The sequence below is a fragment of the Halomonas sp. KM007 genome, assembly GCF_050709225.1.
In the GTDB taxonomy this organism is placed as follows: Bacteria; Pseudomonadota; Gammaproteobacteria; order Pseudomonadales; family Halomonadaceae; genus Vreelandella; species Vreelandella hamiltonii.
Map to the genome: position 1 here is coordinate 211,212 of NZ_CP136131.1, position 24,090 is coordinate 235,301.

A 24,090-nucleotide genomic window follows, 5' to 3' on the forward strand; every position below is an offset into this window, starting at 1 on the left:
AGTGCTATGGTCAAGGCATTCATTGGTCTCGCCAGGGCACCTGCCCTGGCGTGGTCTTAAGGAGATTCCCATGTCCGCATCAGAAATCCAAAAAACTCGTATTATCAACGAACTGCGTGGATTCATTCGCAAGCTTCTTCAGGATCCCAAAATTCTCGAGCAGTCGCTGACCATCGCCCGTCAGCAGCTGTCGGAAGGTAGCAGCCCCGCCATCATGGCGCGCATTGCCAATGAAATTTCCGACACCACCAGCGTGCACATCCCTGAAGACCCTGCCGAGCACTCCGATGCCGACAAGCTGTTTTTGGAACTGCTGCGCGAAGTGGTTCAGGAAGAGCAGGCGCTGTACTAGTTGTCGCTGGCTGCATGCCAGGTGGCGACACACGTTTATCTCACTCCATTTATTTTTTTTGCCTAGACGGAATCAACCTTCACCATGTCCAACACTGCTCCACGCAACATTCTGGTGACCAGCGCACTGCCCTATGCCAACGGTGCCATCCACCTGGGTCATCTGCTTGAGTACATCCAGACCGACATCTGGGTACGTTTTCAGAAAAGCCGTGGCCAGCAGTGCTACTACGTATGCGCCGACGACGCCCATGGTACGGCCATCATGTTGCGAGCCGAGCAGGAAGGCATCTCCCCGGAAGCGCTGATCGAAAGAGTCTCTCAGGACCATCAGCAAGACTTTGCTCGCTTTGGCGTAGGCTTTGACAACTATCACTCCACCCACTCCGAAGAGAATCGTCACTACAGCGAACTGATCTACAAGCGTCTGCGCGACAAGGGCCATATTGCGACCCGCGACATCGAGCAGATGTACGATCCCCAGAAAGGCCTGTTCCTGGCGGATCGCTTTATCAAGGGCACCTGCCCCAAATGCCATGCTGACGATCAGTACGGGGATAACTGCGAGAAGTGCGGCGCTACTTATACCCCCGCTGATCTGATCAATCCGGTGTCCGCCATTTCCGGCGCCACGCCCGAGGTGCGTAGCTCGACCCACTACTTCTTCAAGCTGCCGGACTTCGCCGAGTTCTTGCAACAGTGGATCAACGACGGTCACGTTCAGCCCCAGATTCGCAACAAGCTGATGGAGTGGTTCGAATCCGGCTTCAATGAGTGGGACATTTCTCGGGACGCGCCCTATTTCGGCTTTGAGATCCCGGATGCGCCCGGCAAATATTTCTATGTCTGGCTGGATGCCCCCATCGGCTACCTGGCCAGCTTCAAGAACCTGTGTGACCGCCAGGGCATCGACTTCGACAGCTTCTGGCAGCCGAACTCCAACGCGGAGGTCTACCATTTCATCGGCAAGGATATCGTCTACTTCCACGCCCTGTTCTGGCCGGCCATGCTCCATGGGGCAGAGTTCCGTACGCCCACGGCGGTCAACTGTCACGGCTTCCTGACCGTGGATGGTGCCAAGATGTCCAAGTCCCGTGGCACCTTCATCAAGGCTGCCACCTATGCCGAACACCTCAACCCCGAGTATCTGCGCTACTACTTTGCCGCCAAGCTGACCTCCAAGGTCGACGACCTTGACCTGAACCTCGATGACTTTGCCGCGCGCGTGAACTCGGATCTGGTCGGCAAGGTCGTGAACATCGCCAGCCGCTGTGCAGGCTTCGTCAAAAAGCTCGGCGGCGGAACGCTCTCCGAACATTGCGCTGAACCGGCCATGGTTGCCCGCTTCATCTCGGCCGGTGAGGATATCGCCGCCGACTTTGAAGCGCGTGAGTTTAGCCGCGCCATTCGCAAGATTATGGAATTGGCCGATGAAGCCAATGCCTATATCGCTGAAAAAGAGCCCTGGGCACTCGCCAAGCAGGACGGACGCGAACAGGAAGTGCTGGAAATCTGCTCGGTGAGCATCAACCTGTTCCGCCAGCTGATGGTCTATCTGGCGCCGGTGGTGCCGAGCATGGCGGAGCAAGCCCGCGAGTTTCTGGCGCTGGATACCCTCGATTGGGAAAGCCGCCAGAGCGTACTGGTGAACCACGCCATCAACAAATTCAAACCGCTGATGACCCGGGTAGAGCGAGACAGGATCGACGCCATGATCGATGCTTCCAAGGAGGATCTGGTGGAAGAGCAGAAACTCAAGAATACGCCCAAAGGCCCGCTGGCCGAGGATCCCATCGCCGCAGAGATCAGCTTCGACGATTTCGCCAAAGTCGACCTGCGGATTGCGCGTATCGCCAAGGCACAGTACGTGGAAGGCGCAGACAAGCTGCTGCAGCTGACCCTCGACCTGGGCGGCGAGACCCGCAACGTCTTTTCCGGCATTCGCTCGGCCTATTCTCCAGAAGCGCTGGAAGGACGACTGACCGTCATGGTCGCCAACCTGGCTCCGAGAAAAATGCGCTTCGGCCTGTCAGAAGGTATGGTGTTGGCTTCCGCTAATAACGATGGCATCTATCTTCTGTCTCCCGACTCTGGCGCGGAGCCCGGTCAGCGAGTCACCTGAGCCTGGCCTGATCAGTCGCGCAGCAGACGCCAGCAAGGGGCATGGCCAACCGCCTGCCCCTTGCTGTTTGAGGAAAATGAAAGTCAAGGAGAGTGAAGGGCTTCACGACGCTACCTTCATCGCGACAACAGGACTGAGTGCACCCATGGTTCAACGCTGGCCTTTGTCATTGCGTTTTCGCTTTCTTGCCCTGCTGGGCAGCGTATTGCTGTGCGCCATGCTGGCACTGGGGGCGCTGAGTCACCATCAGCGTGGGCGTGGGCTCGCTGCAGGATAGCCAGACGGCTCAGCCAAGCGCCGTCATGAGCACCGCCGACCAGGCGCTGTACTTGGCCAAGGCGCAAGGCCGGCACCGCGCCGTTCGATTTGCATCTCCGCTAGCCAGCGACGCCAGTTCCACGCACAATACGCCGCCATGAACGAACTGTTTGTCATCCTGATCAGCACCGCGCTGGTCAATAATTTCGTGCTGGTCCAGTTTCTTGGCTTATGCCCTTTCATGGGTGTCTCCAACAAGCTGGAGTCGGCCATGGGCATGTCTCTGGCCACCACCTTCGTGCTTACCCTGGCCTCGGCGGCCAGCTACGTGGTGTACCACGGCCTGCTGGTACCGCTGGACATTACCTACCTGCGAACGATCAGTTTTATCGTGGTCATTGCTGCCGTCGTACAGTTCACCGAGATCATGGTGCGCCAGCTGAGCCCGTTGCTGCATCAAGTGCTGGGTATTTTCCTGCCCCTGATCACCACCAACTGCGCCGTGCTCGGGGTGGCGCTATTGTCGCTCAACCGCGAACTGAGCTTTTTCCACACCACCCTCTATGGCCTGGGCGCGGCAGTAGGTTTCTCGCTGGTGCTGGTGCTGTTCGCCGCCATGCGTGAGCGGCTGGCCGGTGCCGACATACCGAAACCGTTCCAGGGCGCCGCCATTGCCATGGTGACCGCCAGCCTGATGTCGCTGGCGTTTCTGGGCTTTTCCGGCCTGGTGCAGGGGGCATCGTAATGGGCGAATCATTGTCATGGTGGGGGGTCGCCAGCGCCGTTGGCGCATTGACCACTCTGGGCCTGCTGTTCGGGGCGCTGCTGGGTTTGGCCAGCGCGCGCTTCAAGGGGGATGAAAATCCCCTGGTGGAGCAAATCAATGCGCTACTGCCACAAACCCAGTGTGGCCAGTGCGGCTACCCCGGCTGCCGCCCTTACGCCGAAGCGATCAACCAGGGCGATGCCATCAACAAGTGCCCGCCAGGCGGTGACGCCACGGTAGTGGCCCTGGCCGAGCTGCTGGGTCGCGAGCCAGCGCCCCTGGATGGCGAAGCCCCCAGCGAAGATCGCGTGGCCTTCATCCGCGAAGCCGAGTGCATTGGCTGCACCAAATGCATTCAGGCCTGCCCGGTGGATGCCATCATCGGCGCGGCCAAACAGATGCACACGGTCATCGAAGACGAATGTACCGGCTGCGATTTATGCGTCGCCCCTTGCCCGGTGGACTGCATCGACATGCTGCCACGACGCAAGCCGTTGAGTCAGTGGGAGCCCATTATCAGCGACCGCGCAACGCCAGGGAGTGCTCATGTCCCGTCATGATTTTCCCGGCGGCATTTATCCGCCCGAGCGCAAGCAGCGCTCACTCACCGCGCCGCTGAGGGTGGCCCCACTGCCTGCTCGAGTGGTGTTGCCCCTCGATCAACATGTCGGCAAGCCCGCCCTGCCCTGCGTGGCCGCAGGCGAGCGCGTTAAGGTGGGCACTGTGGTGGCCCGTAAAGGTGGGCTGGTATCGGCCAATGTGCATGCCAGCCTGAGCGGCACCGTGCGTGAGGTCAGCCCTCAGTCGGTGACGATCGTAGGCGATGGCGACGATGCGTGGCAGCGGCTGGCGCCGCTTGACTGGCGGCGGGCGGAGCCTTCAGCGCTGGTGTCACGCTTGGACGACAGCGGCCTGGCAGGGCTGGGCGGGGCTGGCTTTCCGACTCACGTCAAAGCACAGGTCAGCCTGCAACAACCCATCGATACGCTGGTGGTCAATGCTGCCGAGTGCGAGCCCTACATCACCGCCGACGACATGACGCTGCGCCACTATGCCGCCCAGGTGCTGGAAGGCGCGGCAATTTTGGCCACCCTGTGTGACGCGTCGCGTATCGTCGTGGGTATCGAGGATAACAAGCCCGAGGCATGCCAAGCCCTGCAGGCGGCGCTGCCCCAGGTGCCATCACCGATTCCGGTGACGCTCGAGGTGATCGAAACCCGCTACCCCAGCGGGGGCGAGCGACAGCTGATCAAAAAGCTGCTGGGCAGAGACGTGCCCAGCGGCGGCCTGCCAGCGGATGTGGGCGTTCTGTGTCACAACCCGGGGACGCTGCTGGCGGCACAGCAGGCCATCTGTGAGGGCACACCGTTGGTCGAGCGCATCGTCACCCTGACAGGCGAGGCCATCGAACGGCCAGGCAACTACTGGGTACGTCTGGGCACCCCGATAGAGGGTCTGCTTCAGCAGGCGGGGCTGGCGCCGGATGCCCTGCATCAAGTGGTGGTGGGTGGGCCCATGATGGGGAGAGCGCTGGCATCGCTGGACGTTCCGGTCATCAAAACCACCAACTGCCTGATTGCCGCCACCCGCCAGGAACTGCCCCCGGCGCCAGACGCTTCCCCCTGTATTCGCTGCGGTGCCTGCGAAACCGTCTGCCCGGTGCAGCTGCTGCCCCAGCAGCTGCATTGGCACGCGCAAAGTGGCCATGACGCGGCTCTGGAAAAACAGCACCTGTTCGACTGCATCGAATGCGGCGCCTGCAGTTTCGTATGCCCCAGCCATATCCCGCTGGTGGCGGAATACCGCACGGCCAAACAGCGGATCCGCTTGAAGCGTATCGAAACCGCCAAGGCAGAGCACGCTCGCCACCGCTTCGAGTTCCGCCAGGCCAGGCTGGCCCGGGAAGAGGCGGAGAAGCAGGCTCGCCGCCAGGCGCGGCTTGCCCAGCAGCGTCAGCCGTCGTCATCGGGTGCCGAGCCCCGCGCCGCAGAGCTGCCAGCCGTTGACCTGCGCAGCTTGCGCATCGCACAGACCGCGGCCAGGGCGGCGGTCAAAAAAGCCGAGAAAGCGCTGGCTCGCGCCGTGGCAGAAGACCCTCAACAATCCCAGGAGGATTTGGAGATGCAGCTGGCCACTGCCCAGGAAAACCTGCTCGCCGCGGATGCCCGACTGGCCGATGCCAGAGCCCGCGAACGGGAGCAAACGACACCATGAGCATGCTCCAAGCCTCGACGCTGGGCCTTGCCCCTTCCTCGGCATCGATCATGCGCTGGGTCATCCTGGCGACCCTGCCAGGGCTACTGGCCATGACCTTCTATTTTGGGCTGGGGGTGCTGACCAACGTGGCAGTGGCCGCCGGCGTTGCCATGCTGGCGGAGGCCGCCATACTCGCCCTGCGCCGTCGCCGCGTGGTTGCTACCTTGACCGACGGCAGTGCCCTGCTGACGGGCGTTCTGCTGGGCGCCTCGCTGCCCCCCGGTAGCCCCTGGTGGCTGCTGGCGGTAGGGGCCATCGCCGCGGTGGTGGTCGCCAAGCAGCTGTATGGAGGGCTGGGGCACAACCCGTTCAATCCGGCCATGGTGGGTTACGCCCTGCTGCTGGTCTCGTTTCCAACTTATATGACACTGTGGCCAGTGCCGCACCAGGCAGGGTCGATGGCGACACTCTGGGCCCAGGTCAGCGGCACCTTCTCCGCTGCCGAGCTGGACGCGCTGAGTGGCGCCACGCCATTGGATGCCTTCAAGCATAAAGGACTGACAGGGGCAGATGAGTTCTGGGCGGCGGCTGCGCTGGAAGACACGGTACAGGCCTGGCGCATGATCGCGCTGGCGTGGCTGGCAGGCGGGTTGCTGCTGTTGTTCAAACGAGTGATCAGTTGGCATATTCCGGTTGCCATGCTGGGTAGCATGGCACTGATAGCGGCACTGCTCTACGGCCTGGACAGCGACCACTACGCCTCTCCGCTATTTCATCTGACCATGGGGGCTGCCCTGTTTGGTGCCTTCTTCATTGCCACGGACCCGGTATCGGCGGCGACCAGTCAGCGCGGCAAGCTGTTGTTCGGCATCGGCATTGGGGTGTTGGTCATGATCATCCGCACCTTCGGCGGCTATCCGGATGCCGTCGCTTTTGCCGTACTGCTGATGAACCTGTGCGTGCCGCTGCTGGATCTTTACAGCGCTCCTGTTCCTACAGGGCATCGTCCCACAGGGCACCGACCCCAGGCGAAGCGCCCATGACGCTCCATCAAGCCATGTGGCGTGGGGCGCTGGCGCTGGGCACCTTTGCGCTGGTAACGGCAGGCAGCGTGGCATTGACTCGGGCGCTGACCGCCGAGCGTATCGAGCAGCACCAGCTGGCCTATCAATATCGCCAGCTGCAGGCAGTGCTGCCAGCTTCGCTGGTCACGGACTCACAGGCATCGCTGCTGGAAGACACCTTCGAGCTGCCTGAGCCCGGGCGGCTGGGCCACCGCGCGCCCACACACGGCTGGTATGTTCACCATGCAGACGAGGCTGCCGTCGTCCTGCCGGTCATCACCCACCAGGGCTACAGCGGAGCCATTCACCTGCTGGTGGGGATTGACCATGAGGGCCGTATCAGCGGCGTTCGGGTCACTCGGCACCAGGAAACGCCAGGGCTAGGCGATGCCATCGAACGCCAGCGCAGCGACTGGATCACTCGCTTCGATGGCTTGACACGCCACAGTCTGCCCCCAGAAAGCTGGGCGGTGCGACAACAGGGCGGCGCGTTCGATGGCTTCACCGGGGCCACCATCACCCCAAGCGCGGTCATCAATGCTGTTCACGATGCCCTGCGCTATGCCCATGAGGTCCGTTTGCCCATCACCATCGAGGAGCCCGAGACATGACCCCATGGCAACAGCTGACCCAGGACGGGCTCTGGCGCAACAACCCGGCCCTGGTGCAACTACTGGGGCTCTGCCCGCTGCTGGCCGTGAGCGCCAGCGTGGTCAACGCACTAGGGCTGGCGCTGGCCACCCTGCTGGTCATGGTCGGGGCGAGTACGACCATCTCGTTGATTCGCCATCAGGTGCCCAGCGCGGTGCGGCTACCCGCCTTCGTGATGATCATTGCCGCCTTCGTGACCTGCGCCGAGCTGTTGATGGCTGCCTTTGCCTATTCGCTCTATCAAATTCTGGGCATTTTCATCCCATTGATCGTGACCAACTGCGCCATCCTGGGACGTGCCGATGCGTTTGCCTCGCGCCAGCCGGTACTTCCTGCGGCGCTGGACGGGTTCATGATGGGGCTCGGGTTCGGCTGGGTGCTGGTCTTGCTGGGAGCGATCAGAGAGCTGCTGGGCCAAGGGACGCTGTTCCATAACATGCATCTGCTGCTGGGCCCCAGGGCCGCCGAGTGGCAGATAACGGTGATGGACGACTATCAGTTTCTGTTTTTCATGTTGCCGCCAGGGGCCTTTTTCGTTGCGGGCCTGCTGATCGCGCTCAAGAATGTCCTCGACCAGCGCCAGCGCAAGGCACAGCCCTCCCCCACCCACGAGCGCAGCGAACGCCGCGTCCGGGTCACTGGCATCATCAAATAGTCTGGAGAAACGTTCATGAATGCCCAGAAACGGCAGGAGATTTTTGCCCGCCTGCAGGCGGAAAATCCGCACCCCACCACCGAGCTGAACTGGAGCACCCCCTTCGAGCTGCTGGCTGCGGTACTGCTCTCGGCACAGGCCACCGACGTGGGCGTCAACAAAGCCACCGACCGACTGTTTCCGGTGGCCAACACCCCCGAAGCAATCATCGCGCTGGGCATCGAGGGACTCAAGGAGTACATCAAGACCATCGGCCTGTTCAACACCAAGGCTGAAAACCTGATGAAGACCTGCCATATTCTGGTGAACCAGCATGGTAGCGACGTGCCGCAAACCCGCCAGGCGCTGGAAGCCTTGCCGGGTGTCGGGCGCAAGACCGCCAACGTCATTCTCAATACCGCCTTTGGGCAGCCCACCATCGCCGTGGACACGCATATCTTCCGAGTCTCCAACCGGACGGGCATCGCCAAGGGCAAGGACGTGGTCGAAGTGGAGCAGAAGCTGTTGCGCCATGTGCCCAAGGCTTTCAAGCAGGACGCCCATCACTGGCTGATCCTGCATGGCCGCTATACCTGTATCGCTCGCAAGCCACGCTGCGGTAGCTGTATTATCGAGGATCTCTGCGACTATAAAGACAAAACCGAGCTGGCCTGAACGTTTGGGCCGCCCCAGGGAGCTGCCCATGCCCAGCACTGATCACAGTACCATCTCAAGTACCATCTCAAGTACCAGCAGTCGCTCTGCCCTACGGCTTCACCAGCGCCCTATCCACGAGCGAATCGACGCGCTACTGGCTCTCTCCCGCCAGCACGCAGAGCACTTCTGCAGTCCTGACGCGTGGCTGGCACGGCAGCGCTATATGGCGCAGCACCCTACCTCACTGCTGGTGATGAAGTGCATGGATGGCCGTATCCACCTTCCCCATGCCACTCGCACCCCGCTGGGCATCATCACGCCGTTTCGCAACCTGGGGGGTATTTTCGACCTGGGCTGGCCTTACCTGGGTGAGCTGCTCACCGATTCAGTGCTGGCGGCAGCGCAGCAGGGGCGCGGCACCTTGATGTGCATTACTTATCACTACTCCGCCGGACAGCCTCAGCGGGGCTGTGCAGGCTTCGGCTGCGATACGGCGGCCGCCCGGGCTCACGCATACGGCATTGCCGAGCAGGCGGGCAGACTGTTTGGCAAAGACCACCAGCAGGTGTACCCGCTGGTGTGTGGCTTTGAAACGGATAGCGACGCGCTGGTGATTCATGGCAAGGCAGGAGCGGTCCTGGACATTCGCGACTGGGTAGGCCAACCGGCAGAGGCCCTGGCCATCCGCCTAGCTACCGTCTGCCCGGATATGCCTGACGACATACGCCGTGACCTGCTACCGCTACTGGAAGGTAACCTGGCCCATGTCACTAGCCTGTATGGCACCGCCCGGGCGCTGGATATCGAACACCGCGAGTGGGTCATTTGCATTGGCCGAGGTTTCGATTTTCTTCACCTGCCCAATACCGCACTGATTATCGGCCCCTACGGGCCCGACCTGGCAGAACCCATTGGCACGGCGGCGGATATCATCGCCGCCAACATGCGCCATGGCCGCATTCCAGACGACGGTTTCATGCTGCTGGCCTCGACCCCTTATCAACACAGCGGCGTCGATCGCGCGCGGGCAGAGCTGAAATCGCAGTTCCTGTCGCGCTTTGCCGCACAGGTGATCGGCCAGCGTCATCCTGAGCTGGCCAGCAAGATGCGACCTCACACGGCCGTGGTGCACTGGCCTACCAGGCGTCTTGACCTGCTTCAGCCCAGCAACTGACGATACGCCTCACGCCACTGGGGCCACTCCCAGGGCGACGTATCCAGCCGCTCAGGGGCGGTCATCGTGCCTTGTAGCCACGCGGCAAGGCGCTGATAGAGCCCCTCCCGTGTCCCATCGTAACGGTAGGCGTCAGGATAGAGTTCCGGAAAGCAGAGTCTGTCCGGCACCAGCGGCCACGCGCCACGCTGGGCAGCCTCCATGATGGCCAGCCCCTGAAACTCATGCCAGGTGGTCGACACGACGATACCACCGCCGTTCAACAGCGCCTGATACTGCTCCTCTGGCTGAGGCCCCCAACAGACGAGATGCTGCGCCAGCCGCACCTGCGCCTCGGCAAAGATGGCGGGCTCGTCGCGAAACCGTTGGCCCATGACGGCAAGTTCGAAAGGCACGCCCTCCTCACTCAGCCTGAACAACACCGCAAAGAAGTCCTCAGGGTTCTTGTCGTACTCCCAACGGTGGTTCCAGACGATGCGGCGTGGCGGTGCAACGTCGGGCCCCTGCGCCAGCGGCTGCAAGGGCACCGGCAACACTTTTGCCGAACGCCTCAGCCGCTCCAGCGGCGCGGCGGCCGGCAGGTTCTCGGGCATTTTTTTCAGAAATTGCCTGACGCCACTAAAAAAGGAGTCGCGGTTATAGGCGGTGTTGAATACCAGGGTATCCGCCGCCAAGGCCGCATAGAGATTGACCATTTTGGCTTCGACCTGGGGCACCTGCTCGCTGGACTCAGGGTAGGCAAACTGGTTCTCGTGGAAATAGACGATCTTGCGGGCCTGGCCCAGGTGCGGAAACAGTCCCACCAGCGTGGCCATGTCCACCATGGAGGTGGCCAGCACCACATCGAAGCGCTGGCTGAGGGTAGCGTGTTCCTTCAACCACCAGCTCAGCGGATTACCGCGTATGCGCCAGGCAAAATGGCGCGGTGGCAAGCTCAGCAATGTCCATTCCACATCCGTCAGTTCAGCCATCAAACTGTTTGCCCAGTAACGATGGCTGACCGCCTCGTAGGCGGAGAGCAGTAATACCCGCATCAAAATCCTTGCTGTTCAAGCTGGGCAGCCAACTGCTCCAGCACCTCAATACCTTGTACATCTGTCGGCAGCCAAGGTAGCACGGGGCGCGGCAGGTGGCGAAAATGTTGTTCGATGCGCGCCAGATAAGTGGCCTCCTGCTGCCGCCTGGCTGCCAGGAACTCGCCGTCGGCGTCTGCGGGAATCACCCGATTGATGAGCACCCCCGCCACCGGGATACGCACTTCCTCCAGCGCTTTCACCGCACGATCGGTTTCCAGGATCGGCAGCCGCTCGGGGGTCATGACGAACAAGAAGCTGCAGGCGCTTTTATCCTCGATACGTCGTCGTGCCTGGTGAAACAGGCGGCGGCGCTCGATCAGCGTGCTGGCCACGTCGCGGGTGCGTTCATCCAGGTCTTCCAGCGGGTCCTGGGTGGGGTCGTCAAAGGGCGTGGCCACGTCCCTGCCTCGCTTGGGGGTCAGATGCTCCAGCACCTTGCCCAACTCGGCGGATTTGCGGTTATGGGCCAGCAGCCCGTCGGTCCACGCGGCCATGGCCTCGGGCAGGGTCAGCAGCCTTAGGGTATGCCCCGTGGGCGCCGTATCGAAAATGATCACGTCATAGGGGGCCTCATCGTCCACCATCAGACGAGCCAACCGCTCCAGCAAGGCGGCCTCCTGAGTGCCGGGAGACTGACGTGTCAGGCGCATCTGCCGCTCCAGCTCCTGCATCATTTCTGGCGCTGCATAACGCCGCATCTGGGCCACGACGCGGGCAAGGTGTGCTTCCACTTCACGGTCGGGGTCGATCTCCATGGCATCCAGGTTGGGCAACAGGCGGCGAGGCGTATCGCCCAACTGCCTGTCGAACACATCGCCCAGGCTATGGGCCGGGTCGGTGGAGACCACCAGCACCCGTTTGCCTCGGCTGGCGGCCAGCACGGCCAATGAGGCCGCCACGGTGGTCTTGCCAACGCCCCCTTTGCCACCTATCCATAGCAGGCGTCGATTCAATACAGCGTGCATGGTCTGTCCTGATGTGCGGGCTACCGCTGGGCAAATGCCTCAACAGCAGCGGAAGTGATCCAGTGGGGAGTGCTCCATGCCCATGCGTCGATGCCAGTCATGGAAGCGTTCGAGCAGCAATGGCTGCAGCTCAAGCGTGTAATAAGCAGCAGGATTCTGCAGGCCCATCATTTCGGCAAACACCAGCAGCATGAACAGGTCGTCTTCATCGCGTCGCGCTCTGGCGATGGCGCCCCGGTAGCGGGCGCTGTACACCTCTTCGGTAAAGAAGCGGGCCTGGTCGAGCCAGGCCCTGAGCGTTTCTCGACGCGACGACCCGGAATGCAGATCATCGCTCATGGGGTTTCTCCAGGGTTGTGCAGCGGCTAAGGCTGCTGCTCGGCGACTTCGGAACGCGAGCGCTTCAGCGCGGCCGCACACTCCATGGCCACCATGATGGCCGCAATCAGGACGACGATGTCCAGTACCAGCAGGAACATGTTGCCCTGATTCCAGAAGGTGCGCAGCTGCAGCAGCAGCGCCAGGATCGTCATCACCAGCAGGAAGCACAGCGGTGCCAGGGTGTACCACATGGGCCGCTTCAGGCGCACCAGCATCACGGTGATCACCAGCAATGTCAGGCCTGCCAGCAACTGGTTGGTGGTCCCAAACAACGGCCAGATGATCAGCCCACCCGAGCCGTCGGCCCCACCGGCGCCAAACGCCAGCAACAGGCAGCTACCCACGGCCAGGCCGGTGGCAATGGCAGGTTTCTTCATCCACGGCTGCTGATAGATATCGCCCCACTCCTGGAAAATATAGCGCTGCAACCGCAGCCCGGTATCCATGGTAGTCCCGGCAAACAGCGCCGCCATGACCGTCAGCAGCGTCGCCGCCGTCACTTCAGGCAGCCCCAGGCCGTTATGGATGATGTAGGCTCCGCCCTCCACGAAGGCGTTGACGCCCCCCTGGCCAAAGGCACTGTACATGGCCTGCCAGTCACCCAGCGTTGCAAAGCCTGCCGTGGCTGCCAGAATCGCCGCCAAGGCCAACATGCCTTCGCCTACCGCGCCGAAATAGCCCACGAACCGCGCGTCGGTCTCCTTGTTGAGCTGTTTGGAAGTGGTCCCCGAAGACACCAACCCATGGAAGCCAGAGATTGCCCCACAGGCAATGGTCACGAACAACAAAGGAATGAGCGATGGCGTACCCGCAGGCACATCGCTGTTGAACGCCGGTGCTACCAGAGTCGGGTTCAGCAACACCAGGGCGCCGTACAGCACCAGCAGACCGATGAACAGCTGCAGACCATTGATATAGTCACGGGGTTGCAGCAGCATCCAGACGGGCAGCAACGAGGCGATGGCGGCGTAGGCAAACAGGATCAGGATCCACACCGCGTTACCGGACATACCCGCCACTTCCGAGGGCATCTGGATCGGCACCGAAGGGCCAATGAAGATCAGGGCATAGAGCGCAATGACCCCCAGTACCGATACAACGGGCAAGCTCATGACCCGGCGGTAGATCAACTGGCCGATGATCAGTGCCACGAGGATGGCTCCCCACACCGGCACGACCGCGCTGGAGAAATTCATCATGAGACCGGCAATGACCACCGCGAACACCGCGTTGACCATGAGCAGCACCAGAAAGATGACGATCATGAAGATACTGCGGGCACGCTTGCCAACGACATCTCCAGTGAGCGCCCCCACCGATTTTGCCTTGTTGCGCACACTGGCCCAGATGGCGCCGAAATCATGAATCCCGGCAAAGAATATCGTGCCGAACACCACCCACATGAAGGCCGGTGCCCAGCCCCAGATCACCGCGATGGCCGGCCCGACGATGGGTGCGGCACCCGCCACCGAGGTAAAGTGGTGCCCCCACAGCACGAACCGATTGGTAGGCACATAATCGACGCCATCTTCGAACTCATGGGCAGGGGTTTTAAAGTCAGGATCTAGTTGGTAGATCTTTTGAGCAACGAACTTGGAGTAAATAAAGTACCCCAATGCCATTGCACCAAGACCCACCACCAGCAAGAAAATAGCACTCATAAGCGCAGCTCCTTTAATGGTGATGCTTTATTGTTGGGCTTACTCGCTTGCTCACTTCGAGCGTTTTCATAGTGGTATGAGACGTCTGGCAAGTCCATGAAAAAGCCCTTTTATGGCTTTAAACCACTGCGAAAGTTGTAGACGTCATGGCAATACTCATCGAAGGTCGTCTTGGCGGGCTCGGCTTGGCTACCTAAACTTCTTCAAGAACCAATAATAACGTTGCGTGATCAGGAGCCCTCCATGGCCAAAGTCTTAGTGGTCGACGATGAACCCAATATTGTCCTGTCTCTGGAGTTCTTGATGTCCCATGCCGGACTCGAAGTCGTGACTGCCGAGGATGGAGAAAGCGCACTTTTACGTCTGGAAGATGCCTCCCCCGACCTGCTGTTATTGGATATCAGCCTGCCCGGCATCAGCGGCTTCGAAGTGCTCGAGCAGCTGCGCCAGCGTGAACAACAAGCAACGACCCAGCGGCTGCCAGTCATCATGTTGACCGCCCACGGCCGCGAAGTAGAGCGTGAGAAAGGCCTGGCGCTGGGAGCAGACGACTACGTGACCAAACCCTTTTCCACTCAGCAACTGGTGGAAAAGGTCAAATCCCTGTTGGGTGAGCGAACGCCATGACCGGCAAAGGGTTACCCAAACGCCAGCGCCTCATGGGCGTATGGCTGCTGTTGAGCGGCATCAGTCTGCTTGGCGGGGCTATTTTTGCCGCCTGGCTCGATGCTCAGCTGGGCCTGTCGGGAATTGCCCGCGCCGCGCTGTGGTTGGGCAGCTTCTCTGGCGGCATGACGATTTTTCTGGTCGGGCTGCTGCTCGAACGAATGCTGTTCACCCCGCTGCGCCACCTTCAGGCCCAGTTGGCACGCTGGGTAGCCAATCCGGACGCCCAGGACGAGAACACCCCCGAAGGCTGGCTGAAGGGGCTCGGCCCCGATTTGCGGCGCCTCAGCCAGAGCTGGCGCGCCGACCGAGGGCGGTTGGCCACCGCTCATGCAGAGGGTGCGCGTAGCGCCACCCGCATACGTCAGGAGCTGGAAACCCTGCTGCAGGTGCTGGAAACGCCGCTGCTGCTCTGCGACCGCCACCGCCGGGTCATGCTGTTCAACCAGGCCGCCGAGGATTTTTTTGCCGGGCACACGGGGCTGGGGCTTGGCAAACGCCTCGACACGCTGCTGCCCACCGTTGGCCTTGAACATGCCCTGGCCCAGTTGCCGGACGATGGCTCTCCCAGGGAACTGCTGGCCCCCTGCGAACAGCGCTGGCTGAAAGTGGTGATTCGACGCGTGCCCGGCAGCGAAAAAGAAACCCTTGTCACGTGCAGCGATGCCACCACGGCTTGGAACAACGAGATGGGCGTGCGCGCCGACCTGGGTAGTCTGCTGCCATCGCTACGCCAGCACTCTGCCAGCCTGGGCAGTGCAGCGGACGTCATGCGGCAACTGGCCACCCTGCCCCAGGACCCTGCACTCCGAGAACGCCTGGAGCAGGTCATTCAGGAAGAGAGCCATGGCCTGAACCAGCAGGTCGCCAGAATGGCCACGCTTCTCGAGGACATGCAGTACCACGGCGAGCGCTTGCGGCCCATGTGGTCCAATGACTTCTGGCAATCCCTGGATGAGCGACTGGACCCTGCCCATCGGCTAATTACCCCCATTGGCATGCCTGCCTGGTTCAAGGGCGATGCTCCCGCCCTGATCGAGCTGTTCGACTCCCTGGTGCGCTATTTACACAGCCACTTGCCCAGCGGCGGCTTCGAGGGCGAGCTGAGCCATCATCAGAAACGCGTTTACGTCGACCTGATCTGGCAAGGTGCTCCCGTGCCCGAGAGCGAGCTGGTACGCTGGCGTGAAGAGCGGCTGACGGCGCTGCCGCTGGGGCCATCGGTGGCCGACATCTTGCGCCAGCACGCCGCCGATATCTGGAGCGTTGCCGACAGCGACAAGCGCCACGCGCGTTTGCGCATGCCGCTACCTACCCTGGAGCGTACCGACGCTCCCCGTGAACCCGCCCCGCCACGGCCCGAATTCCACGACTTCGGCATTGCCCAGTTGCCCGCCCCGGATGATGCGCTGGCCAGTCGTCGGCTGCGCAACCTGGATATCGTCTCCTTCGACACGGAAACCACCGGCCTGGAGCTGCGTCGAGGCGACACGGTGATCAGCCTGGGGGCGTGCCGTATCGTCAATGGGCGGCTGTTGGCCAGTGACGCTTTCAACCATTACGTCGACCCCCAACGCCCCATACCGGCGGCCAGTACGGTCATCCACGGCATTACCGATGCCGATGTGGCAGGTGCTGCCACACTGGACAGCGTGCTGACCTTGTTCAGCGCCTATGTGGACAATGCCGTCTTGCTGGCCCACAACGCCGCCTTCGACATGCTGGCCATCAGCGGCCATGGCGTTCGCTTTGACATGCCGGTGCTCGATACGCTGTTGATATCCAGAGCACTGGACGAAGCGCTGGATGGTCACGACCTGGATACCCTTGCCAAGCGCTACGATCTGCACTTCCCCCCCGGCACGCGGCATACGGCGCTGGGCGATGCCCGCGTCACGGCGGAGCTGTGGTTGGCGCTGCTGCCCCGACTGGAGGCAAGAGGCATCGATACCCTCGAGGAACTGCTAGCCCTCCAGGCCAATGCCTTCGACCGTGAGGATGCCAGCGCCTCATGAAAACCTCCCGCCCGCTCTCCCGACGTCAGGAAAGATTGATCGCCTTGATCATACTGGCCTTGCTACTGTTTTGTCCGCCCGCCCTGCTGATCATGGACCGTTTGCCCTCCTCATTGGGTTGGCTGCCGCTCTACCTGTTCGTGGTCTGGGGCGCGCTGATCGGCATGACCGCCTGGCTGGTGGAAACGCCCGGACGACGATGAGCATGCGTACCGACCTGGTGGTGATTGGGGCTGCCTTCAGCTACTTGGCGCTGCTGTTCATGGTGGCCGCCTGGGGAGACCGCCGCGCCGAACAGGGGCGCTCGCTGATTGGCTCGCCCACGGTGTATGCGCTCTCCATTGCGGTCTACTGTACCGCCTGGACCTTTTACGGCAGCGTGGGCCGGGCCGCGCAGTTTGGCCCTAGCTTCTTGCTCATCTATCTGGGGCCAACGCTGGCCATGCTGCTGGCGCCTTTCACGCTGCGCAAGATGGTGCGCATTGCGGCTCAGCAGCGGATCACCTCGATTGCCGACTTTATCAGTGCTCGTTATGGCAAGAGTTCTCTGCTGGGTGCTCTGGTGGCCCTTATGGCCTTGATTACCATCACGCCTTATATCGCGCTGCAGCTCAAGGCGATCACGGTCAGCCATGCAGTGCTGATGAATTACCCGTTGAGTGCCGACGCGACCCTGGCCACCGAGCGGTTCTGGAGTGATCGTTCGTTCTGGATCGCCATGGTACTGGCCGTGTTCATCATTCTGTTCGGCACTCGACATCTGGATGCCAGCGAGCGCCATGAGGGCATGGTCGCGGCCATTGCGGTCGAGTCGCTGGTCAAGCTGGTGGCGTTTCTGGCGGTAGGCATCTTCGTCACCTTCGTGCTGTTCGAGGGGCCTGCTGCCCTGTTCGCGCAGGCCGCGGCCATGCCGGAGCTGGCCAACGCCATGCGCCTGGAGAGCGTACCCGGCGGGGCCACCGGCTGGGTGGGCATGCTGCTGCTCGCGTTTCTGGCTTTTTTGACCCTGCCACGTCAGTTCCAGGTACTGGTCGTCGAGAACGTCGATGAGCAGCACCTGATTCGCGCCAGCTGGCTGTTTCCGCTCTACATGCTGCTGATCAACCTGTTCGTGATTCCCATTGCCCTGGCGGGGCTGCTGCTGGATGCCGGAGACCCGGACAGCTTCGTGCTGACGCTGCCTCTCTCCGCGGGTCTCGAGGGCCTGCCCTTGCTGGTGTTCATCGGTGGGCTGTCCGCGGCTACGGGGATGGTGATCGTGGAAACCATCGCGCTCTCTACCATGGTAAGCAACCAACTGGTCATGCCGCTGTTGCTCAAGGTCAAAGGGCTCTATATCGGCAGCCACGGCAAGCTGGCCGATTGGCTGCTGGGGATACGCCGAATCGCCATCGTCGTGATTCTGCTGATGGGGTATCTCTACCACGCGCTGATTGGCGACACTTACAGCCTGGTCACCATTGGACTGGTCTCGTTTGCGGGCGTCGCTCAATTTGCCCCCGCGCTGCTGATTGGCCTTTACTGGCGCGGCGCCACCCACCAAGGGGCAGCCGCAGCTCTGATAGCAGGTTTTATTGTCTGGTTCTACACCCTGCTGCTGCCGGGCTTTGCTCAATCGGGATGGCTGGATAGCGCGCTGATCACCCAGGGCCCCTGGGGGCTAGCGTGGCTGTCGCCCTATGCCCTGCTGGGCCTGACCGGCTGGGATATTTATACCCACTCACTGTTCTGGAGCATGCTGTGCAATGTGGGACTGCTGGTGGGTGTGTCGCTGTTTACCCGGCCCACGCCGCTGGAGCAGACCCAGGCAGCGCTCTTCACCGGCGCCATGCATCCGGACCTGCACACGACCTCTCTGTGGCGAGGCGAAACCACCGAAGGCGCCCTACACGCCCTGCTCATCCGTTACCTGGGCAGTACGGCCACTGAGCGCGTGTTTACCCAACATGGGCCGCTGAATAAAACACAGCCTGCTTCCAGCGCGCTGATCACGCGGGCCGAGCAGGCGCTGGCAGGCTCGCTGGGCAGTGCCTCCGCCAGCGTGTTGATCAATTCGGTGCTGCGCGGTGAAGCGCTGGACGTCGCCTCGGTGCTGAGCATTCTGGATACCACGTCACAGACGCTGGAGTACAACCGGCGCCTTGAGCAGAAATCCCAGGAGCTGGCCCGGGTGGGCAAGGAACTGCGCAGTGCCAATGAGCGGCTGCGCGAGCTGGACCGGATGAAAGATGAGTTCGTGGCCATGGTCAGCCATGAGTTACGAACCCCCCTGACGTCGATTCGCTCGTTTGCCGAAATATTGCGCGACACTCCGGACATCAGCGATGACAAGCGCCATCAGTTCCTGACCATCATGGTGCAGGAAAGTGAGCGACTCTCCCGGCTGATTGAGGAAATACTCGACTTGGCACGCTTGGAAAGTGGTCGTTTCACCATGTCACCCCAACCCGTCGATCTGGTGGTATTAGCCCGACAAAGCAGCGACGCACTGGCCCGCTTGCACCAGGAAGAAGCCCTGACCTTTGAATTGGTGGTGCAACCCGAGACTGCCATGGTAGAAGCCGACCCCGACAGGCTGGAACAGGTGATCATCAATCTACTGGAAAACGCGCGCAAGTTCGCGCACCACACCCATCCCGAGATAATGCTAAGCGTAGAAGCCTACGAAGATCATTTTCGTCTGAGCGTGGACGATAATGGGCCAGGCATTCCCGAAGAAGAAAGGGAGCATGTTTTCGAAAAGTTCTATCAGTTGCAGCGCAACGGACACTCCAGCCCACAGCGACCCAAAGGCAGTGGGCTGGGATTACCCATCAGCCGTGCCATCGTTCAGCATCTCGGGGGGAAATTGTGGGCAGAGGCCTCGCCCTTGGGTGGCACTCGGATGTCGATCGAGTTACCCACCCTAACCTTCAAGTAACGCCTCTCTTTTGTCAAATTCGATATCTCGGTGGGATTGCCCATCGACATGATTACGTCTCTCCATCGTCAAGGCTACACCTTGCTGGCGGAGCGGGTCGAAACCCATGATGAATTCGAGCAGTGCAAAGCGCTGGGCTTCAGCCTGTTCCAGGGCTACTTTTACCAACGCCCACAAATTCAGACCACCAGAACCCAGCGCCACAGCACGTCGCGCGCCAATCAGATGCAGCTACTGGATTGTGTTCACATCATCGGGTTGAAGGAGCTGCGCACCCTGGTATCGATCGTCATGCTGGCGGGCAACAATCCGGCCAGCAAGGTCAACCTGATCAATGGGCTGACGCGCGCCTTTGCCTGTGAGGCCTTGGCGGAGCAGCGTGGGCTGGACGCAGAAGAAGCCTTTATCGTCGGGCTGTTTTCGCGCATGCCGGTCATTCTGGGGATTGAACTGGAGGCCATGTTGCAGGAGCTGCCCCTGAGCCAGAGCATACACAAGGCGCTGGCAAGCTATGCCGGCGCACTGGGGCAGCTGCTGGTGGATATAGCGGCCTGTGAGCAGGGCGCCGTCCTGACGAGCGTGCCCGCAGAGTTCATGCTGAAAGCGGCCGCTGAAGCGCGTGCCTTGATGGATTCACAGCTTAGCTAGGGGTGCCGCTTTCACGACGGGGGTCCGGTTCGAACATCGCGTCCCCCACCTCATCGATGAAGCGCTGCGCCTTGCTGACCATCAGCGCATCACACGCCTCACGCCCTGGCAGCATGTCAGAACGCTCGAAACGGTGCTCTTGAACGCTATCACCCGCAACGGCTTTACGAATCACACCGCTGACACGGTACTGGCCACTCTGGTCATCCGGCTGGGAAATGATCAGGTACTCTTTGTAGGCGACAGGCTCAGCCGCCTTGGTGCCCGACATGCCTCCACGCTCATCGCTTGACCCAAACAGGCCCGCAAGTAGTTTTTTAAACATGACCACTCCAGGAAAGAGTGACCAACCCACCGGGTTGGTCACAAGGCAAGAGACTAGCTTTGCTGGCGACCTTTGCCGGCCGCAATGCGCAGGCGCAGTGCGTTCAGCTTGATGAAGCCTTCGGCATCTTTCTGATTGTAGGCACCGGCATCGTCTTCGAACGTGGCAATGGACTCGTCGAACAGCGACTGCTCGGATTTGCGACCCACCACCGTGGCATTGCCCTTGTAGAGCTTCATGCGCACGACGCCTGAAACGTTTTTCTGCGTTTCGTCAATGGCCGCCTGCAGCATGCGACGCTCGGGGCTCCACCAGTAGCCGTTGTAGATCACTTCGGCGTACTTGGGCATCAGCTGATCTTTCAGGTGTGCTTCTTCACGGTCCAGCGTCAGCGACTCGATGGCACGGTGGGCACGCAGCATGATCGTGCCTCCGGGAGTTTCGTAGCAGCCGCGAGACTTCATGCCCACATAGCGGTTTTCGACGATATCCAGACGGCCGATACCGTTGTCGCCGCCCAGCTTGTTGAGTTTTTCAAGGACTTCATGGGGCTTCAACGTCTCGCCGTCGATGGCCACGATATCGCCTTGCTCGAAGGTCAGCTCGACGTAGGTGGGCTGTTCAGGGGCGGCTTCCGGTGAAACGCTCCAGCGCCACATGTCTTCTTCGGCTTCGGCCCACGGATCTTCCAGAATGCCGCCTTCGTAGGAAATGTGCAGCAGGTTGGCATCCATGGAGTACGGAGATTTCTTCTTCTTGTTGGAGAAATCCACCGGGATATTGTGCTCTTCGCAGTAGGCCATCAGCTTCTCGCGGGAAGTGAGGTCCCACTCGCGCCAGGGCGCGATGACCTTGACGCCCGGCTTGAGCGCATAGCCGCCCAGCTCGAAACGCACCTGATCGTTGCCCTTGCCGGTCGCACCGTGGGAAATGGCGTCGGCGCCGGTTTCGTTGGCGATTTCGATCAACCGCTTGGCAATCAGCGGGCGAGCAATGGAGGTACCCAGCAGGTACTCGCCTTCGTAGATGGTGTTGGCACGGAACATGGGGAAGACGTAATCGCGCACGAACTCTTCACGCAGGTCTTCGATGTAGATTTCCTTGACGCCCAGCGCCTGGGCCTTGGCACGCGCGGGCTCGACTTCCTCACCTTGACCGATGTCGGCAGTGAAGGTCACTACCTCGCAGTTGTAGGTCTCTTGCAACCACTTGACGATAACGGATGTGTCCAGGCCGCCTGAATATGCCAGCACAACCTTTTTGACATCGGACATTCTTTGCTCCTCTTGAATAAGAACACAGTTCACCAGAATCGACAGCACGCTCAGGCGCTATCCATTACACCTGGCGTCCAGTATAGCGCTCTCGATGCCCAGCGAATACCGTCAACGACGCCTCGGGCCCAAAGCTGCTAGAATCAGCACATTCGTGGCGACTCCTCATGACCGCCACTGTGTTCGATTACTCGCTTTACTAAGGAGAGCTGCATGAGCGAGGCAATTGCCCGCGATCTGATGGCCCAGCGTTTTCGCAGTTACCTGCCGGTGGTCATTGACCTGGAAACGGGTGGGTTCAATGCCCAGACGGATGCCGTACTGGAAATTGCCGCTGTGACGCTCACCATGGACCCGGAAGGCAATCTACTGCCCGACGCCACCTATGCGTACCACATTCACCCCTTCGAAGGGGCCAATGTGGAGCAATCGGCTCTCGATTTCACAGGTATCAACCTGGATGACCCGCTGCGCCGCCAGGTCGCCTTGAGCGAGTCCGAGGCGCTGGGAGAAATCTTTCGCCCCATCCGCAAGTCCATCAAGGCGCATGGCTGCTCTCGCGCCATCCTGGTCGGCCACAACGCGGCTTTCGATCAAGGGTTTCTGAACGCAGCCGCCAATCGGTGCGGTGTCAAGCGCAATCCGTTTCACCCGTTCTCGAGCTTCGATACGGCGACCCTGGCAGGTTTCGTTTACGGCCAGACCGTGCTGGCACGCGCCTGCCGGGCGGCGGGTATCGAATTCGACAACAAATCGGCTCACTCCGCCCGTTATGATACCGAGCGCACCGCCGAACTGTTCTGCGCCATGGTCAATCGCTACAAGGATCTGGGCGGCTGGCGGCTGGCTTTGAAAGAGCAAGCCATGGACGCAGGCGAGGAGTAGCTCCAGCAGCCTTGCCCTGCGTGTAATGCAGTGGCAACGGCTTTAGGCTAAACTCCGCAGCATTTATTGATAAACCCGAAAGCTCATTTAGCTAGTCACACGATACTCGTTCAGGAGATGAAACGTTCCATGGCCCTGCACAATGCCTTTTACGCCCAGTCCGGTGGCGTTACCGCCGTCATCAATGCCAGCGCCTGCGGCGTGATCGAAGCGTGTCGGCAAGCCCCCGACCAGATCGGCAAGGTGTATGCCGGCCATAACGGCATTATCGGCGCCCTGACCGAAGACCTGATCGACGTCAGCCAGGAGAGCGACGACGCCATTGCTGCCCTGCGCCATACGCCGGGCGGTGCTTTTGGCTCATGTCGCTACAAGCTCAAGGATATCGATACTCATCGCACCCAGTACGAGCGCTTGATCGAGGTCTTCAAGGCCCACGACATCCGCTACTTCTTCTACAACGGCGGAGGTGATAGCGCCGACACGTGTCTCAAGGTGTCTCAGCTATCCGAAAAAATGGGCTACCCGCTGACCGCGATTCACGTACCGAAAACCGTCGACAACGATTTGCCCATCACCGACAACAGCCCAGGCTTTGGTAGCGTGGCCAAGTACATTGCCACTTCTACCCGCGAAGCGTCTCTGGACATCGCCTCGATGTGCGCCACTTCTACCAAAGTATTCGTGCTCGAAGTCATGGGGCGTCATGCAGGCTGGATTGCGGCGGCGGGTGGCCTGGCAGGGGAAGGCGAAGGTGAACCGCCTCACCTGATCATCTTCCCCGAGGTGGCATTCAACCGCAAAGCGGTCATGGCCAGGGTCGATGAGAGCGTCAAGAAGTACGGCTACTGCGTCATCGTGGTATCCGAAGGAGCGCGCTACGAAGACGGCACTTTCCTGGCCGATGCAGGCAATACCGACGCCTTTGGCCATCGCCAACTAGGCGGCGTAGCGCCCACCTTGGCGGGCATGATCAAGCAGGACCTGGGTTACAAGTACCACTGGGCCGTGGCCGACTATCTGCAGCGGGCGGCGCGCCACCTGGCCTCCAAAACCGATGTGGAGCAGGCCTATGCCGTGGGCCGCGAAGCCGTGACGCTGGCACTGGCAGGCAAAAACTCCATGATGCCCGCGATTCGTCGTATCTCTCAGACCCCATACCAATGGGACGTGATCTCTGCTCCCCTGGCGCAAATTGCCAACCAGGAAAAGTTCATGCCACGTGACTTCATCAGCGAAAGTGGCTTCGACATCACTCAGCAGTGCCGCGACTACCTGTCCCCGCTGATTCAAGGCGAAGACTTCCCGCCCTTCGAAAATGGCCTGCCCAAAGTCGCCAAGCTGAAGCTGGCGAAAGTGGCGCAGAAACTGCCCAAGTTCACGCTGTAATACGGCCTGAAC

Annotated in this window: 25 protein-coding genes; 19 read left to right on the forward strand and 6 right to left on the reverse strand. The window is 61.0% G+C overall.

Annotation, left to right across the window (positions count from 1 at the left end):
* Positions 1–70: 70 nt before the first annotated feature.
* From RVM27_RS01035 to RVM27_RS01090, 12 genes are all read left to right on the forward strand, one after another.
* Positions 71–352 (forward strand): hypothetical protein, encoded by a 282-nt coding sequence (locus RVM27_RS01035; protein ID WP_039178116.1) that lies wholly within the window; start codon positions 71–73, stop codon positions 350–352.
* 84 nt (positions 353–436) lie between these two features.
* Positions 437–2,473: a methionine--tRNA ligase gene (gene metG / locus RVM27_RS01040; protein ID WP_498941384.1), complete on the forward strand. Its 2,037-nt coding sequence runs from the start codon at positions 437–439 to the stop codon at positions 2,471–2,473.
* A 76-nt stretch (positions 2,474–2,549) separates the two neighbouring features.
* Positions 2,550–2,750: a hypothetical protein gene (locus tag RVM27_RS01045; RefSeq protein ID WP_498957793.1), complete on the forward strand. Its 201-nt coding sequence runs from the start codon at positions 2,550–2,552 to the stop codon at positions 2,748–2,750.
* Positions 2,731–2,892 (forward strand): hypothetical protein, encoded by a 162-nt coding sequence (locus tag RVM27_RS01050; RefSeq protein WP_498957174.1) that lies wholly within the window; start codon positions 2,731–2,733, stop codon positions 2,890–2,892. Before RVM27_RS01045 ends, RVM27_RS01050 begins: the two co-directional genes overlap by 20 nt.
* On the forward strand, positions 2,889–3,476 hold the full coding sequence (gene rsxA, locus RVM27_RS01055) for an electron transport complex protein RnfA (protein ID WP_498941381.1): 588 nt from the start codon (positions 2,889–2,891) through the stop codon (positions 3,474–3,476). The genes RVM27_RS01050 and rsxA overlap by 4 nt, the downstream gene beginning before the upstream one ends.
* Positions 3,476–4,057 (forward strand): electron transport complex subunit RsxB, encoded by a 582-nt coding sequence (gene rsxB, locus RVM27_RS01060; protein WP_498941380.1) that lies wholly within the window; start codon positions 3,476–3,478, stop codon positions 4,055–4,057. The genes rsxA and rsxB overlap by 1 nt, the downstream gene beginning before the upstream one ends.
* Positions 4,044–5,711: an RnfC family protein gene (gene rsxC, locus RVM27_RS01065; protein ID WP_498957175.1), complete on the forward strand. Its 1,668-nt coding sequence runs from the start codon at positions 4,044–4,046 to the stop codon at positions 5,709–5,711. Before rsxB ends, rsxC begins: the two co-directional genes overlap by 14 nt.
* Positions 5,708–6,736 (forward strand): RnfABCDGE type electron transport complex subunit D, encoded by a 1,029-nt coding sequence (locus RVM27_RS01070; protein WP_498957177.1) that lies wholly within the window; start codon positions 5,708–5,710, stop codon positions 6,734–6,736. The genes rsxC and RVM27_RS01070 overlap by 4 nt, the downstream gene beginning before the upstream one ends.
* A complete protein-coding gene (locus RVM27_RS01075; protein WP_498957178.1) occupies positions 6,733–7,368 on the forward strand; it encodes an RnfABCDGE type electron transport complex subunit G in 636 nt (211 codons plus the stop codon). The genes RVM27_RS01070 and RVM27_RS01075 overlap by 4 nt, the downstream gene beginning before the upstream one ends.
* On the forward strand, positions 7,365–8,063 hold the full coding sequence (locus RVM27_RS01080) for an electron transport complex subunit E (protein WP_498957179.1): 699 nt from the start codon (positions 7,365–7,367) through the stop codon (positions 8,061–8,063). Before RVM27_RS01075 ends, RVM27_RS01080 begins: the two co-directional genes overlap by 4 nt.
* A gap of 15 nt (positions 8,064–8,078) precedes the next feature.
* Positions 8,079–8,717 carry an endonuclease III gene (nth, locus tag RVM27_RS01085; protein ID WP_039178135.1) on the forward strand — a complete coding sequence of 213 codons (639 nt, stop codon included), beginning with the start codon at positions 8,079–8,081 and terminating at the stop codon, positions 8,715–8,717.
* A 28-nt stretch (positions 8,718–8,745) separates the two neighbouring features.
* Complete coding sequence (locus RVM27_RS01090) at positions 8,746–9,873, forward strand: hypothetical protein (RefSeq protein ID WP_498957180.1); 1,128 nt, start codon at positions 8,746–8,748, stop codon at positions 9,871–9,873.
* On the opposite strand, the gene RVM27_RS01095 is transcribed toward RVM27_RS01090, so the two are convergent.
* Genes RVM27_RS01095 through RVM27_RS01110 form a run of 4 tightly spaced genes read right to left on the reverse strand, consistent with a single transcriptional unit; the run spans position 9,858 to position 13,956 of the window.
* Positions 9,858–10,907, reverse strand: coding sequence for a tRNA-queuosine alpha-mannosyltransferase domain-containing protein (locus RVM27_RS01095; RefSeq protein ID WP_498957181.1), 1,050 nt, complete (start codon positions 10,905–10,907; stop codon positions 9,858–9,860). The two genes, RVM27_RS01090 and RVM27_RS01095, sit on opposite strands and share 16 nt — an antisense overlap.
* Entirely contained in the window at positions 10,907–11,914 is a 1,008-nt protein-coding gene (locus RVM27_RS01100; RefSeq protein ID WP_498957182.1) for an ArsA family ATPase, read from the reverse strand. Before RVM27_RS01100 ends, RVM27_RS01095 begins: the two co-directional genes overlap by 1 nt.
* Positions 11,915–11,953: 39 nt before the next feature.
* Positions 11,954–12,253 carry a cory-CC-star protein gene (locus RVM27_RS01105; protein WP_016913733.1) on the reverse strand — a complete coding sequence of 100 codons (300 nt, stop codon included), beginning with the start codon at positions 12,251–12,253 and terminating at the stop codon, positions 11,954–11,956.
* A 26-nt stretch (positions 12,254–12,279) separates the two neighbouring features.
* Positions 12,280–13,956, reverse strand: coding sequence for a carbon starvation CstA family protein (locus tag RVM27_RS01110; RefSeq protein ID WP_227407999.1), 1,677 nt, complete (start codon positions 13,954–13,956; stop codon positions 12,280–12,282).
* A gap of 243 nt (positions 13,957–14,199) precedes the next feature.
* On the opposite strand from RVM27_RS01110, the gene RVM27_RS01115 reads away from it, so the two are divergent.
* From RVM27_RS01115 to RVM27_RS01135, 5 genes are read left to right on the forward strand one after another with little or no spacing between them, the layout of a single operon-like run.
* Positions 14,200–14,583, forward strand: coding sequence for a response regulator transcription factor (locus RVM27_RS01115; RefSeq protein ID WP_039178151.1), 384 nt, complete (start codon positions 14,200–14,202; stop codon positions 14,581–14,583).
* On the forward strand, positions 14,580–16,637 hold the full coding sequence (locus RVM27_RS01120) for a 3'-5' exonuclease (protein WP_144982663.1): 2,058 nt from the start codon (positions 14,580–14,582) through the stop codon (positions 16,635–16,637). Before RVM27_RS01115 ends, RVM27_RS01120 begins: the two co-directional genes overlap by 4 nt.
* Positions 16,634–16,840 carry a hypothetical protein gene (locus RVM27_RS01125; RefSeq protein ID WP_039178157.1) on the forward strand — a complete coding sequence of 69 codons (207 nt, stop codon included), beginning with the start codon at positions 16,634–16,636 and terminating at the stop codon, positions 16,838–16,840. Before RVM27_RS01120 ends, RVM27_RS01125 begins: the two co-directional genes overlap by 4 nt.
* A gap of 2 nt (positions 16,841–16,842) precedes the next feature.
* The gene (locus tag RVM27_RS01130; protein ID WP_498957791.1) at positions 16,843–19,557 is read left to right on the forward strand and encodes an ATP-binding protein; all 2,715 of its coding nucleotides are present in this window, start codon (positions 16,843–16,845) and stop codon (positions 19,555–19,557) included.
* Positions 19,558–19,605: 48 nt separating this feature from the next.
* Positions 19,606–20,205, forward strand: a complete 600-nt coding sequence (locus RVM27_RS01135; protein ID WP_498957183.1) for a YuxH family protein — start codon at positions 19,606–19,608, stop codon at positions 20,203–20,205.
* Here the strand turns inward: RVM27_RS01135 and RVM27_RS01140 are convergent.
* Positions 20,198–20,530 carry an HlyU family transcriptional regulator gene (locus tag RVM27_RS01140; protein ID WP_498957184.1) on the reverse strand — a complete coding sequence of 111 codons (333 nt, stop codon included), beginning with the start codon at positions 20,528–20,530 and terminating at the stop codon, positions 20,198–20,200. The two genes, RVM27_RS01135 and RVM27_RS01140, sit on opposite strands and share 8 nt — an antisense overlap.
* A 53-nt stretch (positions 20,531–20,583) precedes the next feature.
* The gene (locus tag RVM27_RS01145) at positions 20,584–21,804 is read right to left on the reverse strand and encodes an argininosuccinate synthase (RefSeq protein WP_096923063.1); all 1,221 of its coding nucleotides are present in this window, start codon (positions 21,802–21,804) and stop codon (positions 20,584–20,586) included.
* A gap of 213 nt (positions 21,805–22,017) precedes the next feature.
* On the opposite strand from RVM27_RS01145, the gene rnt reads away from it, so the two are divergent.
* Positions 22,018–22,689, forward strand: coding sequence for a ribonuclease T (gene rnt, locus RVM27_RS01150; protein ID WP_016913724.1), 672 nt, complete (start codon positions 22,018–22,020; stop codon positions 22,687–22,689).
* A gap of 129 nt (positions 22,690–22,818) precedes the next feature.
* A complete protein-coding gene (locus RVM27_RS01155; protein WP_039178173.1) occupies positions 22,819–24,078 on the forward strand; it encodes a 6-phosphofructokinase in 1,260 nt (419 codons plus the stop codon).
* The last annotated feature ends 12 nt before the right edge of the window (positions 24,079–24,090 follow it).

Bases quoted from the DNA above. Each gene is read 5' to 3' on its own strand.
- rsxA (WP_498941381.1), top strand. From the start codon at position 2,889: ATGAACGAACTGTTTGTCATCCTGATCAGCACCGCGCTGGTCAATAAT.
- RVM27_RS01130 (WP_498957791.1), top strand. From the start codon at position 16,843: ATGCGTACCGACCTGGTGGTGATTGGGGCTGCCTTCAGCTACTTGGCG.
- RVM27_RS01045 (WP_498957793.1), top strand. From the start codon at position 2,550: ATGAAAGTCAAGGAGAGTGAAGGGCTTCACGACGCTACCTTCATCGCG.
- RVM27_RS01070 (WP_498957177.1), top strand. From the start codon at position 5,708: ATGAGCATGCTCCAAGCCTCGACGCTGGGCCTTGCCCCTTCCTCGGCA.
- RVM27_RS01100 (WP_498957182.1), bottom strand. From the start codon at position 11,914: ATGCACGCTGTATTGAATCGACGCCTGCTATGGATAGGTGGCAAAGGG.
- RVM27_RS01120 (WP_144982663.1), top strand. From the start codon at position 14,580: ATGACCGGCAAAGGGTTACCCAAACGCCAGCGCCTCATGGGCGTATGG.
- metG (WP_498941384.1), top strand. From the start codon at position 437: ATGTCCAACACTGCTCCACGCAACATTCTGGTGACCAGCGCACTGCCC.
- RVM27_RS01145 (WP_096923063.1), bottom strand. From the start codon at position 21,804: ATGTCCGATGTCAAAAAGGTTGTGCTGGCATATTCAGGCGGCCTGGAC.
- nth (WP_039178135.1), top strand. From the start codon at position 8,079: ATGAATGCCCAGAAACGGCAGGAGATTTTTGCCCGCCTGCAGGCGGAA.
- rsxC (WP_498957175.1), top strand. From the start codon at position 4,044: ATGTCCCGTCATGATTTTCCCGGCGGCATTTATCCGCCCGAGCGCAAG.
- RVM27_RS01155 (WP_039178173.1), top strand. From the start codon at position 22,819: ATGGCCCTGCACAATGCCTTTTACGCCCAGTCCGGTGGCGTTACCGCC.
- RVM27_RS01140 (WP_498957184.1), bottom strand. From the start codon at position 20,530: ATGTTTAAAAAACTACTTGCGGGCCTGTTTGGGTCAAGCGATGAGCGT.
- RVM27_RS01090 (WP_498957180.1), top strand. From the start codon at position 8,746: ATGCCCAGCACTGATCACAGTACCATCTCAAGTACCATCTCAAGTACC.
- RVM27_RS01115 (WP_039178151.1), top strand. From the start codon at position 14,200: ATGGCCAAAGTCTTAGTGGTCGACGATGAACCCAATATTGTCCTGTCT.
- rnt (WP_016913724.1), top strand. From the start codon at position 22,018: ATGAGCGAGGCAATTGCCCGCGATCTGATGGCCCAGCGTTTTCGCAGT.
- RVM27_RS01035 (WP_039178116.1), top strand. From the start codon at position 71: ATGTCCGCATCAGAAATCCAAAAAACTCGTATTATCAACGAACTGCGT.
- RVM27_RS01095 (WP_498957181.1), bottom strand. From the start codon at position 10,907: ATGCGGGTATTACTGCTCTCCGCCTACGAGGCGGTCAGCCATCGTTAC.
- RVM27_RS01135 (WP_498957183.1), top strand. From the start codon at position 19,606: ATGATTACGTCTCTCCATCGTCAAGGCTACACCTTGCTGGCGGAGCGG.
- RVM27_RS01110 (WP_227407999.1), bottom strand. From the start codon at position 13,956: ATGAGTGCTATTTTCTTGCTGGTGGTGGGTCTTGGTGCAATGGCATTG.
- RVM27_RS01075 (WP_498957178.1), top strand. From the start codon at position 6,733: ATGACGCTCCATCAAGCCATGTGGCGTGGGGCGCTGGCGCTGGGCACC.
- RVM27_RS01125 (WP_039178157.1), top strand. From the start codon at position 16,634: ATGAAAACCTCCCGCCCGCTCTCCCGACGTCAGGAAAGATTGATCGCC.
- rsxB (WP_498941380.1), top strand. From the start codon at position 3,476: ATGGGCGAATCATTGTCATGGTGGGGGGTCGCCAGCGCCGTTGGCGCA.
- RVM27_RS01080 (WP_498957179.1), top strand. From the start codon at position 7,365: ATGACCCCATGGCAACAGCTGACCCAGGACGGGCTCTGGCGCAACAAC.
- RVM27_RS01105 (WP_016913733.1), bottom strand. From the start codon at position 12,253: ATGAGCGATGATCTGCATTCCGGGTCGTCGCGTCGAGAAACGCTCAGG.